We start from the raw sequence: 18,851 nt of genomic DNA, 5'->3' as shown, positions 1-18,851 counted from the left end.
TAAGGCAGGAGGAATGCCAAATGATAACAATAAATAATCTGTGCTTTTCATATAACGGAGCACAACCTTATATTTTAGAGCATCTTAATCTAGAAATAGAACAGGGAGAATATATCTCCATAATAGGTGAGAATGGTAGTGGTAAATCTACCTTAATGCGTTTACTACTCGGATTTTTGAAACCTACAATAGGATCTATAGTAATGAATAAAAATAGAATAGGTTATGTACCACAGAAAAATGATTTTTCAAATACGAATTTTCCTATTACAGTGTTCGAAGCAATGAATTCTTATAGAAGACTTCTAAAGATAAAAGAAAAGGATGTCATATTGCATTCTTTACAACAAGTAGGAATGAGTGAATATGGTAAGTCATTAATGGGAGACTTATCTGGTGGTCAGACGCAGAAGATATTAATAGCAAGAGCATTGATGGGTGAACCTGATTTGTTGATATTAGATGAACCATCGACTGGAGTGGACATTGAAAGTCAGAAAGAAATCTATCAGTTACTTAAGAGGTTAACAACTGAGAAAGGAAAAACAATAATCGCAGTGGAGCATAACCTTGAAGCTGTATTTCACAACTCTACAAAGATCTTTCATCTTAAACATGGAAGTGGTCATCTATGCGATGCCCAAAATTATATAAAGGAATATGTAAAGAATAAGGAAGGGGGAGAAGATGATGTTACAATATAGTTTTATGCAAAATGCGATCATAGTCTCATTTCTAATTGCAATCTTATGTCCTTGCATTGGAGTCTTTCTGGTTGTAAGGCGTTATTCTATGATTGGGGATACCTTATCCCATGCTTCCTTAGCGGGGATATCGCTTGGATTATTATGCGGTCAGAATCCAATTGTCGGTGCATTTTTGTTCACTTCAATCTGTGGAGCACTCATTGAATTTCTTAGAAATTATTTTAGGAAATACACGGATCTGATCTTATCAATTGTATTATCCTTAAGTGTTGGTATTGCGATTACAGTTATGAGCTCAGGAAAGTTACATGCAAACGCAGAATCCTATATGTTTGGTAGTATTCTAACAGTTACAAAAGCAGATATGTTAACGATATTAATCCTTAGTATCCTATCGGTGCTTATTGTAATATTTTTATATCATGAACTTTTATATATTTCTTATGATGAAGAAGCAGCTAAGATTGCTGGGGTTAGGGTAAGATTAATCAATTATATCTTCTCCATATTAGTAGCGTCAGCTATCGCAGCCTCCATTCGAATCGTAGGAGTTCTAGTATTAAGTTCTATGATATCCTTACCAGTGGCTGCTGCTATGCAGTTAGAAAAAGGGTTCAAGGTAACATTATGTTTCTCCATATTATTTAGTATCGTAGATATTATGGCAGGCCTATTCCTATCCTATTATCTAAATGTAGCGCCAGGTGGACTGACAGCGATTATATCGGTTTTTTTATTGTTAGTTGTTATTGTGATAAAAAGAATTCAGAGCTCTTTGCTAAGAAGGTAATTGAAGAATATATATGGTTAGAAATTAATATAAGAGATGTTAGGGGTAAAAGCTTTATATTAGATTGTTGAGTGTATATTATAAAAGGCTTTTGACCACAACATCATATAAAACCAATATAGCATTATATAGAGTATTAATAAAAAAGTTGGATTCTGCAACTGCAGAAAGTAATAGTGTAGAAGAGGAGGAACAAAGTACTGAGGAACAATCAGCTTTAGAAGGTCTTGATAAGAATAAGAAGACGATTAAGGTCAGTGATGATAATTTCTATGAGTGGCTGGATGAATTGTATTCAAATACATCCAAATATGAAGGGTATCAAATACAAATGAAAGGATTTGTCTATAAAGATAGTACGGTTATGAAGAAGAATGAATTTGCATTGGCGAGGATGTTGATGTCATGTTGCGTGGCTGATTTAGTCCCATGTGGACCGTTATGTACATATGATAAGGCCATAGATTTAAAGAAAGATCATTGGATTATCATTACAGGAATTCTTCATAAAGGTGAGTATGAGGGAGAGGTAGAACCTCAGATTGAAATAAAATCAATAAAGAATGCAATGAAACCGAAAGATGAATATATCTATCCGAGTGGCTATTGATAGAGTAGTTAAGAAGGTAAATAACATGATCCTATTTGACTTAAAACATAGAAAGTGTTAATATTTATCTTAAATAGTATTTTATAACAGTGGTAATCGTGCAAAATGAAAATTCAATAAGTATAATCTTACAAAGGCCTGCAAGAAGTTGCAGGCCTATGATTTGTGTATTTATTACTACTTTTATAATCTACTATGATTAAAGTGTTGAAAGCTTTTCTTATTTGGTAAACTAAAATAAGGTTTTAACACACTAACCTACCTGCTTGCGACTTGCTCGCAAGCCTAAATTCAATGTGTGAAATTCTTTTTCTTTCACACTAATCCTATACAAGCTAAAAATTAATAGAGAGGAATCATATGCAGATAATTAAAAAATACGGTGAACAAATCAAAAAAAATGTAGATGCCAATCCAAAGAAAGCATTGAATATGATAAAACTTGGCTTAGATTATGAGAACATAAGAACCAAGGTTTTCCCAGATAAAGGACTACCTAGAGCATATCAGAAGTTAAATCATATGGCTGTGAACAGCACCCTTAAAGCATTAAAATGTCCAGAGAAATCGGTATGGACCAATATTTTTACTCCAGTTGAAATAATCCAGTGTTTTGGTCTTAATCCTATTTCGCTAGAATGTCTATCTTCATTTATTTCAGGATTTCAATGTGAAGATTATTTCATTGACTATGCGGAGAATAGCGGAATTGCTCCAACTTTATGTTCTTATCATAAAAATTTTATTGGTGCAGTAGATTCTGGTGTTTTGCCAAAGCCAGTATTTTCAGTTACAACATCTATGGTCTGTGATGGAAATATTAATACCTTCCGTTACTTAACGGAAAAGCATCAGATAGCTGAGTATATGCTAGATATTCCTCACGAATATTCAATAGAAGCTGAGAGCTATGTGGTTGAGCAATTAAAAGAAATGATTGTAATGTTAGAAGAAAAGTTCCAAATGAAGTTAGATATGAATGAACTCAAAGAAACACTAAAAAGAGAAAATGAATCCAAGGCTTATTATAAGCAGTTTCTAAAGGAGCAAATAGATCGATATTATCCAAACACGTTAACAATGAATCTATTTATGCTATTTGCAACACATCTAAATATTGGAACGAAGGAAGCACTTGATTTCTTTCAACTACTTGCAAAAGACATTAAAAAGTATCCAAAAAGTAATGGTACTAGCTTATTCTGGGTTCATTTATTCCCATATTATCAGGAAACATTAAAGAGCTATTTTAACTGTAATGAAGATTATCAGATTAAAGCCTGTGACCTTAATCTAGACTATATGGAAGAATTAGATATTGAACATCCATTAGAAACATTGGCGAAGAAAATGATATTAAATATATATAATGGATCTTTTGAACGAAAAGTAGAACTTGTCTCACAATTAGTAAAAGAATATAAGTCAGACGCTCTGATTCACTTCTGCCATTGGGGCTGTAAGCAATCTTCTGGTGGAGTTATGCTTCTTAAGGAGGAAATGAAGAAATTAGGTGTTCCAATGCTTATCCTTGATGGGGATGGAATGGACAGAAGAAATAGTCATGACGGACAGATTAAGACTAGATTAGAGGCATTTTTAGAAATGATTGAGACAGGAAAGGATGATATCGATGATCGGTTATGTGTGTAAGTATACACCAATAGAAATATTTACTGCCCTAGGAGTTGAAACATCTCGTATCGAACCAGACGTCACCAATTTTGACCAGGCTGATACATTAATGCATCCTAATATGTGTTCTTATACGAAAGCAGTACTTGAAGACTCCATTAGTAAGGACTATGAGGGAATTGTGTTGACAACTTGTTGTGATAGTATACGTAGACTATTTGACATATTGAAGGAACAATATCCTGACAAGTTTATCTATTTGCTTGATGTACCAAGAAAGGTAAATGATTTTTCAATCAGCATTTATGTAAAACGTATACTTGAGATGGTAGAAGCTTATGAAGATTATAGTGGTAAGAGATTTGACAAAGAAGAATTATTTAAGTTATTTGATAAGCAGTTAAAAGAAAGAAAATTAGAAGAAAATCAAGAATTAAAGAATGTTGAAAGAACAGAAGAAGAGAGACAAGAAAATAAAATTAATATCGGTCTAATGGGAGCTAGATGCAGTAAAGGAATTCTAGAATTACTTAAAAAGAGTAATGTTAATATCGTATTTAATCTTACTTGCACAGGTCTAAATCGAGATTATGTATTGGTGCATGATAATATCTTATTCTCCTATGCTTCCAATCTATTGAATCAATTTCCTTGTATGAGAATGCAAAAAGCAACAAATCGAGAGAATTATCTTGAGGGATTACAAGATGAGATAAATGGTATTATCTATCATACCGTAAAGTTTTGTGATAACTATTCTTATGAGTATACACATTTAAAAGAAGTAATCAAGAAACCAATACTAAAAATAGAGACAGACTATACCAAACAATGTGCAGGCCAGATTCGTACAAGAGTGGAAGCTTTTATCGAATCGTTAGAAGTGACAGCAAATTTGAATAAGAAACGTAGTATAAGAAAGAATACAGGAGATGATAGAATGTATGTATTAGGAATTGATAGTGGTTCTACTTCAACCAATGCAGTTATTTTAAATGAGAAAAAAGAAATTGTTGCATTTCATGTAGTTCGTACTGGAGCAAAAAGTGGTGAAAGTGCAGAACGCATCTTGGAGGAAGTTCTTGCAAAGGCAAATATGAAGAGAGAAGATATTGATACTATTATCTCCACAGGTTATGGTAGAGTTAGTATTCCATTCGCGGATCAAAATGTTACGGAGATCAGCTGCCATGGAAAAGGTGCCAATTACCTTAATCCTAAGATTCGTACTATTCTAGATATTGGTGGTCAAGATAGCAAAGTTATTAAGCTAAATGATAAAGGCGAAGTAATTGACTTTGTAATGAATGATAAATGTGCCGCAGGAACAGGACGTTTTCTTGAGATGATGGCAAGAACACTAGAGATAGATATCTCAGAATTAGGACCAATCTCTCTTGACTGGAAAGAAGATATTGACATTAGCAGTATGTGTTCCGTATTCGCAGAATCCGAAGTTATATCATTAATTGCGCTAAATAAAGAGAAAAGTGATATTGCTCACGGAATACATAAAGCTATAGCTACTAAATCATATTCCTTACTTAAGAGAGTTGGACTAGAAGGTGAATATATGATGACTGGTGGTGTTGCGAAGAATCCAGGTGTAGTAAAAGCCGTGGAAGAGAAAATCCAAGATAAGCTATTCATATCAAAGGAACCTGAAATTGTTGGAGCAATTGGTGCAGCTTTATTTGGATTAGAGTAATCAAGTAAATCGTCTAATTCAGCTCTATATAGTGATATAAAAGTGAAAAAATATACTCCCTTCTAAGTAATGATAAATAAACCTTATCAGCTTAGGAGGGAGTATTTTTGAGTTAAAACACACAAGTAGGCGTTTCTTGAACAGGAGGTTCACGTAATTCAATTAAGTCATGTTGCAGTACAGTATTACCTTCTTGGCTTTCGTAATTAGTACTTCTTCCAAAGCAATTCGCTACAACGTTACAGCAGTCATCTTCATAAGTAATACGAATCTCGTAAAGATTAACTGCAGCAACTGTTGCATACATAATAGCGAGATGCCAGGGCTCTAGATTGTATGGAAATACAGCAGAATCACCACCAATTAATACTGGTTAATTAGCCTTTTTCAAGATTCTATTAATATCTTTTTTGAAGAAGAAATACAGTGATGGTAGTATAAATATCACCATAAAAATTACTTCAAAAGGATATTCATTAAATCCTGTAATACCTATAATGCCTTCTGCAAACATTTCTGCACCTAGATAAATGAGTACAAACCCTAATGCTTTAAATATCAACTTAAGATTTAACTTCATACTAGACTTAAAGATAACATAGGTTAGCAGTACCGCAAATAGCAATCCTAAACCAATTCCTGTTGCAACATTTAAAGAGTTTTCATTGATTTTAGTCAAAATCATGATACACAACTCCATACCTTCACGGAATACAGACAAGAAACTTAAAGCTATAAGTCCGATTGCGCTTGTATTATTGCTTACCTTCTGTTTGATATCAGTAGAAATATTATTCGATTGATTGCTTACCCAAATAATAAAATAAGCAATTAGGCCAGAGGCAAGAAGTCTCATTATATTTTCAAAAATCTCTTCTCCTTCTTCACCAAGTTCTTTGGCTTCTCGGAACCCCATAAATCCACCCACAATGCTTACTATCAAGCCCAAAACTGCTCCATAGTATACATATTTACCTAAATCTTTACGTTCTGATTGATGCAAGTAGATTAATATAATTCCAACTATTAAAGCCGCCTCTAAACCCTCTCTAAATGATAGAAATAAACTAGAAATCATAAAAATACCTCCAATTGGTTAATTATATATAAGCATTAGATAATATATAATGTCATGATAGAAAATGATAATCAATATCAATTACAAATATAGAATACAATATATTCGATAGTAAATCAATAGGTATTATATGGGTATAAAAGTACAATTAATTATCCTTTTAAACTACTTGCCGAATTCAAGTCAAATGCTGTATAGTTAGGTTGGTACAAAGTGTGAAAGGAGACCAACTATGAAACAAATAAAACAGAATCCTGGTGATCCCATTTTATTTCAGAATCCTCTTGCAGTCAATTTTCGTGAACTTGGTGGTTATCAGACGAAAGATGGAAGACATGTACGTTATGGTCTACTTTATCGTGGCATGGCATTGGATGTACTGAAAACGGATACGGACCAAGCAAAACTAGAAAGCTTTAAATTAAAGGTAATTATGGATCTTCGTAGTCAAGGAGAAGCTGATTTACAACAAGATTGGATACCAGAAGGCACTAAATATCAGAGAATTTGTGGTTTAAAAAAATCAGATGGCAGTGATATTGATTTTTCTCCTTCCAGTATAGCAGAATTGGAAAAAGAAGCTGCAACTTTTGAAAATCGAGAAGATTATTTTACTAGGCTATATTCAAGTATGGCTTTTAATAACGCTGCTTTTCGTGCTTTGTTTGATTTCTTAAAACAAGGAGAAGTTCCAATTCTATTTCATTGTGCAGCAGGAAAAGACCGTACTGGTATTGCAGCAGCATTGATTTTGCTTGCTTTAGGTGTACAACCGGAAATTGTAATCGAGGATTATATGCTTACTAATAAATATCGTAAACCGTTGATTGATGTATTGTTAGAAGAAAAGGCTGAGTACTTTTCAAAACACCCTGAAGAGAAGAAACAGTTCATGGTTTCGCAAGGTGTCAGTAGGTACCTAGTAGAGAAGACATTAGAAGCTATCTTAGAGAAATATGGTAGTTTTGAAAAGTATTTTGAAGTTGAATATGATTTGAATGCAGATGGTTTGATAAAGCTTCGAAATCAATATTTAGAATAATGGACCATGTATTTAATTAGTTAACTTCCTCCAAAGTAGACACGGTAAATAACCAAATCTACTTTGGAGGTTTTTTATGTAAAAGAAAGTAAGTATAAAAGAAAAATAGCATAATAAATGCGACCAGCAATGTGACCGCATCCTAAGCAAATCCACAATTTCGCTTCATTTTTACAAAATAATGTATTGCTGTTTATATAAATACCCATTTAGTTGATTTTACGGTATTAGGGCACAGGAAGAACTTAATTGATTTTGCATCTGATACATAGATATAAATGAAGCAGGATAACCTACTAATTAGAGGTGATAATAATGAATAAAAAAATAGTAATTATAGGTGATGGGATTGCAGCAATTTCTGCAATTAAGGCAATTAGAGAAATAGACTTAGATTCATATATATATTTGATCGGAGAAGAAGAATTTTACCCATATAATCGAATTAGGCTATCTAAAGGTATTTTTGATGAGATTGAAGAAAATAAAATATTACTTCAAAAGAAAGAGTGGTATGAACAAAATAACGTACAAATATGTGTTGATACAAGAGCGGTAAATATAAATGTAGATACGCAAGAAGTATTATTAAGTGATGGTAGTAATATTGAGTACGATAAGTTACTTTTTACAAATGGAGCAAGTAATAGCACTCCACCGATTGATGGTATTGGTAAGAATGGAGTATATACATTAAGAGGACTTAAGGATGCTTTGAATATCAAAAATAGTCTTATTGAAAGTGAAGAAGTAATACTTATTGGAGGTGGGATACAAGGGTTAGAAATGGCTTGGATATTACATCAGCATGGTAAAAAGGTTATAATTGTTGAGTTGTTGTCAAGAATTATGCCACATCAATTAGATGATAAGGCATCTTTAATATTAAAAAATATAATACAGGGATATGACATTCAAGTATTAAATAATACAGCGGTGAAAGCAATAACTGGAAATACCAAAGTAGAAGGAATTTTAACGGACAAAAAAATGGAATTGAAGTGTGATATGGTTATTTACTCAACGGGTATTAAACCTAATATAGGCGTAGTTGAAAATACTAAAATTGAAACAGGAAGAGGAATATTAGTAAATAATAGAATGGAAACAAACATAAAAAATATTTATGCAGCAGGTGATGTTGCTGAATTTAATAACCATATTGCTGGATTGTGGAACATTGCTATAGCACAGGGAAAAGTTGCAGGATATAACATTACTGAAAAGGAAACAGTGTATGAAAAAATTACTCCAATAACAACATTAAATGCTTTTAATATATCCCTATTTTCTATGGGGTATATAGATGAAACTAATTTTACAAAAGTATTAGTAGATGAAGATATTAGCAAAAATCAGTATAAAAAAATATTTATCACAAATAATAAAATAGTTGGTGCAATTGTAATTGGTGATACCAAGCAATCACCATTGCTTAAAGCAGCAATAGAAAAAGAAATAGTATTAGATGATCTTGATTTATCTAATACATCTGTAGAAGATTTATTAATGACATTAAAAAATAATTATTAGAGGTGAAGGTATATAAAATGACGGAAATTAAATTTTGTGAAAACAATTTTTCATTTGGTACAGAGGAAATTATGAACAGATTAAAAAAAGATTTTAATGATATAGATATATCAGCAGAGTCTTGTCTAGGATATTGCGGAGATTGTGCAGTAGGACCTTATGCACTAGTAAATAATGAGATGATTCAGGCGGATACAGCAGAAGAATTATATGAAAAAATAAAAAAACTCATATAACGGAACCATTACCGGCTAAAGCTGGTAGGTATAGACCTTAAGGTGAGAAGTTATAGTGTAAATAGGAGGATTAATCATGGAAAATTCAATGTTTTGTTATCAGTGCGAGCAAACAGCTGGAGGAAAAGGCTGTACTAAAAGTGGAGTATGTGGTAAAACACCAGAGATAGCTAATCTACAGGATTTGCTAATATATCAATTAAAAGGAATTTCTTGTTATGTAAAGCCTCTATTGGAACAAGGAAAGATAATTGATAAGGAAATAGTAAAGTTCGTAGAGAATGGTCTATTTACAACTTTAACAAATGTAAATTTTGATGCTGAAGTTCATGTAAGATTATTAAAAGAATCTCAAAAGATCAAAGAAACCTTGAGAGAGCAAGCTCCAGATGGACAATATCCAGATGCAGCCACCTATAATTTAAGTGATACAAAGGAGGCTATGTTAAAGGATTCGGTAAAAGCAGGAATAATGTATGATCAGAGTCTAGATGCAGATATTCGTTCATTAAGATCAACCGTATTGTATGGCTTAAAAGGTGTAAGCGCTTATGGACATCAAGCAAGGTTTATAGGACACAGTAATGAACAAGTAGATCAAATTTATTTCTTAGGTTTAGAATCTACCACCAATGACAACTTAAGTGTGGAAGATATGATACGTATGACGATGAGAGTTGGTGATATGAGTGTACAGGTAATGCAGGTGTTAGATGAAGCAAATACTAGTAGATACAAAAATCCTTCACCTCATAAGGTCAATGTTAATATTAAAAAAGGTCCATTTATTATAGTATCTGGACATGATTTGAGAGATTTAGAGATGCTTTTAGAGCAAACAAAAGGCAAAGGAATAAATATTTATACCCATGGAGAAATGTTACCAGCACATGGATATCCAGAACTAAAGAAGTATAAACATTTAGTAGGTAACTTTGGTTCTGCATGGCAAAACCAACAAAGTGAATTCGATGGAATTCCAGGATGTATATTAATGACAACTAATTGTTTGATGAGACCAAGAGAAACATATAAAGATAGAATATTTGCAACAAGTGTTGTAGGTTGGGATGGAGTAAAGCATATCGATGTTTCAGAAGATGGAACTAAGGATTTCAGTGAAATAATTAATAAAGCATTAGAGTTAGGTGGATTTAAAGAAGAGGAAAAAGAAAAAGAAATCTTAGTGGGATTTGGACACCACGAAACATTATCACATGCTGAAACTATTGTAAAAGCAGTAAAGGAAGGAAAGTTAAGACATTTCTTCTTAATAGGAGGTTGCGATGGAGCTAGACCAGGAAGAAGTTATTATACTGACTTTGCTAAAATGGTTCCAAAGGATTGTGTGATTCTGACTTTAGCTTGTGGTAAGTACAGATTCAATAAATTAGACTTTGGAACGGTAGCTGGACTGCCACGATTATTAGATGTAGGACAATGTAATGATGCATATTCAGCAGTTAGAATAGCCACAGCATTAGCAGATGCCTTTGATACTGATGTAAATTCATTACCTCTGACCATTGTACTTTCTTGGTATGAGCAAAAGGCTGTTGCAGATTTATTAGCATTATTATCACTTGGAATAAAAGGAATGTATTTAGGACCAAGTTTACCAGCCTTCATATCTCCAAATGTATTGCAATATCTAGTAGATACCTTTGATATTAAACCAATAAGCACTCCAGAAGATGATTTGAAGAGTTCACTAAAACAAGCAAATTAATATAAAAATAAAATATTTTAGGTCCCCTAATAGGGGGCCTAAATGTGGTTATCTCCATTATATAAAAAAATACTTGACCTAAAGTTAGGTTTAGGTGATAAGATGATTTTACGGATTATTCTGTATGATTAATTGAAATTAATGTGAAGAATAATCAAAATAAAACAATTACAAATTCGGAGGTGAATCAATGCGTGATTTAGAAGATATAAAGAAAAATACGGTATTTCCTATAGGTGACGAAAATAAAATGTATGAAAAGTACTTCATAGGAAAAAGCTATTTAAATCTATTAACAACAGAAAGAATGGTAATAGGAAATGTAACATTTGAGCCTGGATGTCGTAATAACTGGCATATCCATCATAAGGGAGGTCAGATTCTATTATGTACAGCAGGCAGAGGCTATTATCAGGAGTGGGGCAAAGAACCACAAGAATTACATGCAGGTGATGTGGTGAATATTCCACCTGAGGTAAAACACTGGCATGGAGCTGCACCAGATAGTTGGTTTACGCATCTTGCAGTTGAAGTTCCCGCTGAGGGAGCATCGAATGAGTGGTTAGAACCAGTAACTGATGAAGAATATGGGAAACTGAAATAGATATATATTATGATTCGAGGGACAAAAGCCTTATTTTAGTTTGCTGAGTGTATATTGCTGTATGATTATGAATTTTGGCTACCTTTCCCTCAGTAAAGTTTACAAAACAAACTTATCATATTTTTTACAAGCCTCACAACAAGTAACAAGTTTATAAATAAACTTTACTCACTTATGTTCCTATTTTCACTTTGAGTCTTGACAAAATATAAACGATACTTTCGGCCGGACTACGCCAAAATTAATAATTATACATCAATATACACAATGTATGTTATGAAAGGCTTTTGACCCTCAAATCATATATGTGAAATTATAATAAAATGCGTAAGATTACGCAAGAATGGAGAAAAAGAATGAATATAGATTTTACTTATCAAAACCCAACGACCATATATTTTGGTAAAAATGCAATTGACAATCTAAGCAGTGAACTTAATAATTACGGTGATACTATAATGCTTGCTTATGGAAAAGGAGCAATTAAGAAGATCGGACTTTATGATCAAGTTATTTCCATACTAGAGAAGAACGGTAAAAACATCGTTGAATTATCTGGTATTATGGCAAATCCAACTTATGAAAAAGTAATGGAAGGTGCAAAACTTGTAAGAGAGAATAATGTTGATCTGATCTTAGCAATTGGTGGAGGTTCTGTTATTGATTGTGCGAAGGCAATCTCAGTATCGGCCTATTGTGAAGGAGATGCTTGGACGCGTTATTGGATACAATATGAACCAGTCGATAATAAGATTGTTCCTGTTGCATCGATTCTTACATTAGCTGGAACAGGTTCAGAAATGAACGGTGGTTCCGTTATTACGAATGAAGAAGTAAAGTTAAAAAATGGACGTGTATTTCCTGCAAATGTTAATCCAGTATTCTCAATCCTCAATCCAGAATATACATTCTCATTACCTACATATCAAATGGTTAGTGGAATATTTGATATGATGTCACATTTAATGGAAGCATATTTTTCAGGAGAAGACGATGTAACAAGTGATTATTTAATAGAAGGACTTCTTAGATCCATTATTCATAGTGCGAAGATTGCAGTTGGGAATCCAACAGATTATGAAGCTAGAAGTAATCTGATGTGGAGTTCTACACTTGCTATGAACCCAATTATGGGGCTAAGTAAGACACAAGACTGGGAAGTTCATATGATTGAACATCAGCTAGGTGCTTACACTGACTGTGCTCATGGTATGGGATTAGCAGCAGTTTCTCTTCCATATTATCGTTTTATTTATAAATATGGTTTAGATAAATTTGTTCGCTTTGCAACTCAAGTATGGAACGTTGATACAACAGGCAAATCGAAAGATGAAGTTGCATTAGAGGGTATTGATGCAATGGAACAATTCATTAAAGAATGTGGTATCGTGACAAATATCAAGGAACTAGGAGCGACAGAAGAGATGCTTCCTCTTATTGCAAACTCTACGGTTATTCTAGGTGGATATAAAGTATTAACAGCAGATGAAATATTAGCGATATTAAAAGTGGCGTACACAGCTTAATCATAGAAATTAAATTGATGGTTAGGATGTCAAAAGTCATTTCTAGTTTACTGAGTAGAATGACTTTTATTATATAAACGCGCCGAACGAAGTGAGTGTGCATCCGCCGGAGGATGTCGAATTCCCATGCCCCTTTTATATTCGTAGTAGCGCCAAAAACTTGGCATGGGAATTTGACACCCTAACCATTAATATTAATGATAAATGAAAAAATAATTGTATTTACTGCTTTATCTGTAAAGATTTCATAAGATAAAGTAGCTTATGCAATTATGCATAAAGAGAGACAGTAAGAGTTGGTTCATATTTAAACCAATTAAGCTGTCTCTTTTTTATGTAATAAGAAATCTCTTATACTTTTTTGGGAGATACTAAATAACCTAACAGAACTATGACTTCTCCTATTTTTCCGTATTAATACGGAAAAAAGTGAAATGGAAATAAGAAATAGACATGATACAATAAAATATAAATGCTTTTTTAGAGAGTCCTTAATATTAACTAAAGTTTACGATGAAGATAAATGATGGAGATAAACGATGGAGCGAAGATTATGGGAAATTATTGATGAATTATCAGAAAGTGAATTCAAAACTTCTGCAAGTCTAGGCGAAGTATTGGGTGCAAGTGAGAAGACGATACGTACAAGAATTAAGGAATTAAATGAAGAAATTAGGATGCATGGGGCAGAAGTATATTCAAAGCCAAGGTATGGGTACTATCTAAGAATTAATGAGCCAGGTGTATGGATGGATTTCTTGAATAGTAGAGGAAAAGAGGAACTAAGAACACCTACGGATTCAAAAGAAAGAACTCATTATCTTCTTGTTTTATTTTTGAGTAGAAAAGATTATATAAAGATTGAAGAATTGAGTAGTTTCTTGTATGTTTCAACCAAAACACTTTCAAATGAATTAAAAAAAGTGGAATATATTCTGAATAGATTCCACATTGAGTTAGAAAGAAAGCCATACTATGGTATCCGTGCAATTGGAAAAGAATTTAATATGAGAATCTGCATACTTCACAACCAGTTGATGAATACCAATCCTTTTTTTGAAGTGAGAAAAGAAAAGGAAAAAGAAATAGAGCTTATAGGTGAAGCATTGTTACATTTGTCAAAGGAGTATGGGGTACGATTCGCTGAGACTGCTTTTCAGAATACGGTTATTTATATTTATATCAGTATATCGAGGATGAAAAAGGGTTTTTACATTCCAAAGGAAGCTTTAAAAGTAGAAGAGAGTGATAAAAGAGAACTTCTGATTGCTGAAAGAATCTATACGAAACTTAAGGAGGTAGAAACTTTTGAAATAACAAAAGAAGAAATCTATTATACAGGAATATATATCGCTGGAAAAAGCCATATGGGTGATATCAATACGAAACCGAATTTTGTGATTTCTGAGAAAACGGATAAATTAGTGTCGCAGATGTTAGAAGAAATATATCTGACATATAACGTAGAATTAAGGGATGATCTGAATCTGCGTATGATGTTAAATCAGCATTTGATACCGATGGAAATTAGAATAAAGTATAATATACCATTTGAATACTTCGTGGAAGATGAATTAAAAGAGAAGAACTTTTTCTCATACACCATGGCTCAACAGGCTGGAGTTGTTTTAGAAAAAGCATATAACAAAAACATAGCTGATGATGAAATCGCATGTCTGGCACTATACTTCCAACTTGCTATGGAAGAAAAGAAAACCTCATTTAAGCGAAAAAATAATATTTTATTAGTATGTATTAGTGGAAAAGCTAGTTCTCAAATGCTTATGTATCGCTTTCGTCAGGAATTCGGTGAGTACATTAATACGATTAAGGTATGTGGAATGTATGATTTTGAACAGTGTGATTTATCAGATGTTGACTTTATTTTCTCAACAGTGCCTATATACAGCAAAGTGACGGTTCCAATTATGGAGATTAAGGATTTCTTAGAAAGCAATGAAATAATGGCTGTTCGAAGATTTCTACAAGTTGGTGATTTCCGTTTTCTACAGAATTATTACCAACCAAAATATTTCTTTACTGATATTCATAAATCAACCAAAGAAGAAATTCTACATGAGATGTGTCTACGAATTAAAAAGGTGACAGAAGTACCAGATAATTTTGAAGCGTCTATATTAGAAAGAGAGAGTTTTGGACCTACAGACTTTGGTAATCTGGTAGCAATTCCACATCCATGTCAGATACTTACGAAAGAAACTATCGTTGCGGTTGCGGTTTTAAACGAAGAGGTTCTATGGTCTTCCCATATGGTAAGGGTGGTTATATTAACATCATTATCAGAAGAAAAAACAGAAGATACGCAGAAATTCTACGATGTGACGACAAAGTTTCTGATGGATAAATCAACTGTTATGCAACTATTAGAATTGCCAGACTTTAATCATTTTATCAAGTTGCTATGTGAAGTGGGAATAAAAAAATAGAGGGGAGATCATAACAGATGTATTCAGAAAAGATAAGGCTATATGAGGATAGAGAGGATGTTACATTAACAACATATGTGCAAAACGATGCAAATAGCTTACTTGGAGACTATAATAGACCAGCCATTCTAATCTGCCCAGGTGGGGGATATATGAAGTGTGCCACTCAGGAAGCAGAGCCAGTTGCGATTCGTTTTGCCGCCATGGGATACCAGGCGTTTGTATTACGATATTCCACTTATTTTAGTCAGGATTCTAATGTTACTTTTCCAACTGCGAAAGAGGAAATAGAGATTAAGGAATATTGTGTTTTCCCGAATCCAATGCTTGAGATTGGAAAAGCAATGTTACTCATCAGAGAGCATGCAAGGGAATGGAAGGTGGATGTAGATCGTATTACTCTTTGCGGTTTTTCTGCAGGAGCACATAATGTGGCTATGTATGCAAATTCTTGGAATACAAATCTTGTTTTAGACTATTTAAAGACAAGTTCGGAACACTTAAGACCTGTAGCTGTTATCTTAGGTTATATGGCTGGAGATTATTATTTTTCAAAAATAGATCAGATAGAGGTAGAAAAAGAAATGTTCTTTCGTGTATCCTATGCAGCAATATTAGGGAAACAGGAGTTAACAGAGGAAGATATTGAGAGGATGAGTCCTTCGAGACATGTAAATAGGGACACTCCACCAGCTTTCCTTTGGAGTACTTATGAAGACCGTACCGTATCTGTTAAGAATACAATAAAAATGGCAGAGGCTTTAGCCAATCAACACATACCATTTGATATGCATATCTTTGAGGAAGGGCCTCATGGTCTTAGCCTTGCAACTCAAGAAAGCGCAAAAGTGAAGAAACAAGTGAACCCAGATGCAGCAAAATGGGTGGAATTAGCGGAGGCGTGGTTACAAAAACGCATGGCATTAGAGTTACCTGAAACGATATAAGACTAAGAGTATCATCTTTAGAATTCCTAGCCAATCGCGGTTTGATGATCAACGTTAACTATAAAAAATTACCGTTTTATAACGGTAATCCGTGTTATGGAACATAGCAAGAACCTATTGTATGATTATATCATAAACATTGAACCTAATGAAAACAACAAAAACAACAAACAACAAATACAAGGAGGAAGAATTATGAGAAATATTGTATTACTTTGTAACATGGGAATGTCTACAAGTTTAATGGTTAACAAAATGAGAGAAACAGCAAAAGAAGAAGGATATGAGTGTGAGATTAACGCATATGCACTTCAAAAAGCAGAAGAAATTATGGCTTCTGCAGACATACTTCTGATTGGTCCACAGATTGCTTATGAATTAGGACGTTTAAAACAAACATATCCAGATAAAAAGATTGAAGCAATTGATATGATGGATTATGGACGCATGGATGGGAAAAAGGTTCTTCACCATGTAAAAGATGTTTTGGGGGATTAGTAACTAGTTAACAGCAAATGAAAAAAATCAAAGAATTCGGGAGGTACGAATATGATTGAAAAGTTACAAATGAGGTTGGGAAAATTTGCATCAGCAATGAGTGCAAATATATATGTAAATGCAATTAAAGAAGCAATGTTAGCTTACGTTCCATTTACTTTTATAGCATCCATATTCTTAATTTTGGCATGCTTTCCATCAGAAGGATTCAATAAATTTGTGTCATCTGTTCTTCACACAGATGCTGCTGTATGGCAAGGAAAACTGTTATATGTATATTTTGCGAGTATAGCAATTGGTGGTTTATTAGTTGTAATTACAATGTCTTATTCAATTTCTGAGAAAATGAAATTAAATCAGATTCAAGTAGTCATTACAGCACTTGTTTCCTTCTTAGTTCTTGTACCACTTGGTGCAACAAAAGAAGGAGCACCAGCTTTAGCACTTAGCGCTATTAGTGCACAATCTATGTTTTGCGCTATATTAGTTGCTATATTTACAGCTGTTATTTACCGTTTTATTGATAGCAAAGGTATTAAGATTAAGATGCCTGCATCAGTACCACCTGCAGTATCAGCACCATTTGAAGCATTAATACCATCTTTCTTAGTAATCTGTGTATTCTGGGTGCTTAGAATGGGATTCGATGCATTTAAAACTGATGCTGTTGGTCTTATTAACAAAGTATTAGGAATGCCTTTAACTTTAGTTGGGGGATCAGTAATTGGTATTATGTTTATTATGGCATTCCAACAATTATTATGGTTCTTTGGATTACATGGAAGTTCTATCGTTACAGGAGTTATGCTTCCAGTATGGCAAGTATTAGAAGATAAGAATAAAGCAGCTTCTATGGCAGGTTTAATGCCAGAACATATCATTAGTAACAGCTTTTACTCACATTTTGCATCAATTGGAATTCAGGGTGCAGTTATTGCTGCTATTATAGTTGCAAGAAGTAAACAATATAGAGAAGTAGCTAAGATATCAACAGCACCACTAATCTTTAATGTTGGTGAACCAGCGTTGTTTGGTTTCCCAATGATGTTGAACTTTACACTAGCAATTCCATTAATATTTACATCATCAATAGTAGCTTTAGTTTCTTATATCGCTTTTGCATTAAAGTTGGTTCCAATAGCGACAGGATTAGTACAGTTACCTTGGACAACACCAATAGTTTTAAGTGGATTTTTAGTAACAGGAAGTTGGAAAGGTGCTGCCTTACAGATCGTGTGTATCGTTATATCAACATTGATTTGGATGCCATTTATGAAGAAAGCAGATAGACGTACATTAGCCATTGAAAATGGACAAGAATAATAAGAAAAATAATAACAAGAATAGAACATATTAGTTGAAAACTCAAATACCCGGGACATAAATCTCTCGGGTATTTGATTATGGAGGAAGAAAAATGAATGACGAATTAGTAGGAAAGATCTTTGAAATGATAAGCGCAGCTGGAACAGCGAGAGCAAAATATATAGAAGCAATCAGAAGTGCAAAAGAGGAAAAATTTGATTTAGCGAAAGAATTGATTGAAGAAGGCGGAAAATGCTTTCTTATTGCACATAATGTACATACAGATATGCTATCTTCAGAAGCAGAAGATATAGCAACCTCAGGGGTGAACGCTTCTGTGAGTCTAATCTTAGTACATGCAGAAGACCAAATGATGAATGCAGAATCCTTCCGAATCATTGCAGAAGAATTCGTTGAAGTATATAAGAAAATGAGTGGAAAATAGGATAGAGAAAT

Annotated in this window: 18 protein-coding genes; 16 read left to right on the top strand and 2 right to left on the bottom strand. The window is 33.4% G+C overall.

Annotation, left to right across the window (positions count from 1 at the left end; translation table 11 throughout):
• Positions 1-20 precede the first annotated feature (20 nt).
• From bsdtb5_RS12350 to bsdtb5_RS12330, 5 genes are all read left to right on the top strand, one after another.
• Positions 21-704 (top strand): metal ABC transporter ATP-binding protein, encoded by a 684-nt coding sequence (locus bsdtb5_RS12350; protein WP_271712290.1) that lies wholly within the window; start codon positions 21-23, stop codon positions 702-704.
• On the top strand, positions 688-1,497 hold the full coding sequence (locus tag bsdtb5_RS12345) for a metal ABC transporter permease (RefSeq protein ID WP_330611614.1): 810 nt from the start codon (positions 688-690) through the stop codon (positions 1,495-1,497). The genes bsdtb5_RS12350 and bsdtb5_RS12345 overlap by 17 nt, the downstream gene beginning before the upstream one ends.
• Before the next feature lie 91 nt (positions 1,498-1,588).
• The gene (locus tag bsdtb5_RS12340) at positions 1,589-2,107 is read left to right on the top strand and encodes a TIGR03943 family putative permease subunit (protein WP_271712289.1); all 519 of its coding nucleotides are present in this window, start codon (positions 1,589-1,591) and stop codon (positions 2,105-2,107) included.
• 360 nt (positions 2,108-2,467) lie between these two features.
• Positions 2,468-3,760 carry a 2-hydroxyacyl-CoA dehydratase subunit D gene (locus bsdtb5_RS12335; protein ID WP_271712288.1) on the top strand — a complete coding sequence of 431 codons (1,293 nt, stop codon included), beginning with the start codon at positions 2,468-2,470 and terminating at the stop codon, positions 3,758-3,760.
• Positions 3,741-5,450, top strand: coding sequence for an acyl-CoA dehydratase activase (locus bsdtb5_RS12330; protein WP_271712287.1), 1,710 nt, complete (start codon positions 3,741-3,743; stop codon positions 5,448-5,450). The genes bsdtb5_RS12335 and bsdtb5_RS12330 overlap by 20 nt, the downstream gene beginning before the upstream one ends.
• A gap of 112 nt (positions 5,451-5,562) precedes the next feature.
• On the opposite strand, the gene bsdtb5_RS12325 is transcribed toward bsdtb5_RS12330, so the two are convergent.
• A complete protein-coding gene (locus bsdtb5_RS12325) occupies positions 5,563-5,757 on the bottom strand; it encodes a hypothetical protein (protein WP_271712286.1) in 195 nt (64 codons plus the stop codon).
• A gap of 66 nt (positions 5,758-5,823) precedes the next feature.
• Positions 5,824-6,528, bottom strand: coding sequence for an FTR1 family iron permease (locus bsdtb5_RS12320; RefSeq protein ID WP_271712285.1), 705 nt, complete (start codon positions 6,526-6,528; stop codon positions 5,824-5,826).
• Between the two features lie 232 nt (positions 6,529-6,760).
• Between bsdtb5_RS12320 and bsdtb5_RS12315 the strand changes: the two genes are divergently transcribed.
• From bsdtb5_RS12315 to bsdtb5_RS12265, 11 genes are all read left to right on the top strand, one after another.
• A complete protein-coding gene (locus bsdtb5_RS12315) occupies positions 6,761-7,570 on the top strand; it encodes a tyrosine-protein phosphatase (protein ID WP_271712284.1) in 810 nt (269 codons plus the stop codon).
• A gap of 315 nt (positions 7,571-7,885) precedes the next feature.
• Positions 7,886-9,103: an NAD(P)/FAD-dependent oxidoreductase gene (locus bsdtb5_RS12310; RefSeq protein ID WP_271712283.1), complete on the top strand. Its 1,218-nt coding sequence runs from the start codon at positions 7,886-7,888 to the stop codon at positions 9,101-9,103.
• A 71-nt stretch (positions 9,104-9,174) separates the two neighbouring features.
• A complete protein-coding gene (locus bsdtb5_RS12305; RefSeq protein WP_271712282.1) occupies positions 9,175-9,339 on the top strand; it encodes a DUF1450 domain-containing protein in 165 nt (54 codons plus the stop codon).
• A gap of 76 nt (positions 9,340-9,415) precedes the next feature.
• Positions 9,416-11,068, top strand: a complete 1,653-nt coding sequence (gene hcp, locus bsdtb5_RS12300; protein WP_271712281.1) for a hydroxylamine reductase — start codon at positions 9,416-9,418, stop codon at positions 11,066-11,068.
• A 190-nt stretch (positions 11,069-11,258) separates the two neighbouring features.
• Positions 11,259-11,672 (top strand): cupin domain-containing protein, encoded by a 414-nt coding sequence (locus bsdtb5_RS12295; protein WP_271712280.1) that lies wholly within the window; start codon positions 11,259-11,261, stop codon positions 11,670-11,672.
• Positions 11,673-12,028: 356 nt separating this feature from the next.
• Positions 12,029-13,198, top strand: a complete 1,170-nt coding sequence (locus bsdtb5_RS12290; protein WP_271712279.1) for an iron-containing alcohol dehydrogenase — start codon at positions 12,029-12,031, stop codon at positions 13,196-13,198.
• 539 nt (positions 13,199-13,737) lie between these two features.
• A complete protein-coding gene (locus bsdtb5_RS12285; protein WP_271712278.1) occupies positions 13,738-15,645 on the top strand; it encodes a BglG family transcription antiterminator in 1,908 nt (635 codons plus the stop codon).
• Positions 15,646-15,662: 17 nt separating this feature from the next.
• On the top strand, positions 15,663-16,592 hold the full coding sequence (locus bsdtb5_RS12280) for an alpha/beta hydrolase (RefSeq protein ID WP_271712277.1): 930 nt from the start codon (positions 15,663-15,665) through the stop codon (positions 16,590-16,592).
• A gap of 195 nt (positions 16,593-16,787) precedes the next feature.
• Positions 16,788-17,090 (top strand): PTS sugar transporter subunit IIB, encoded by a 303-nt coding sequence (locus bsdtb5_RS12275; protein WP_271712276.1) that lies wholly within the window; start codon positions 16,788-16,790, stop codon positions 17,088-17,090.
• 51 nt (positions 17,091-17,141) lie between these two features.
• Positions 17,142-18,413 carry a PTS sugar transporter subunit IIC gene (locus bsdtb5_RS12270; RefSeq protein WP_271712275.1) on the top strand — a complete coding sequence of 424 codons (1,272 nt, stop codon included), beginning with the start codon at positions 17,142-17,144 and terminating at the stop codon, positions 18,411-18,413.
• Between the two features lie 94 nt (positions 18,414-18,507).
• Complete coding sequence (locus bsdtb5_RS12265; protein ID WP_271712274.1) at positions 18,508-18,840, top strand: PTS lactose/cellobiose transporter subunit IIA; 333 nt, start codon at positions 18,508-18,510, stop codon at positions 18,838-18,840.
• Positions 18,841-18,851: the final 11 nt, after the last annotated feature.

It is taken from the genome of Anaeromicropila herbilytica (assembly GCF_016591975.1).
In the GTDB taxonomy this organism is placed as follows: Bacteria; Bacillota; Clostridia; order Lachnospirales; family Lachnospiraceae; genus Anaeromicropila; species Anaeromicropila herbilytica.
Note: the sequence above shows the minus strand (reverse complement) of the source record. Positions and strands in the feature narration are given on the sequence as shown.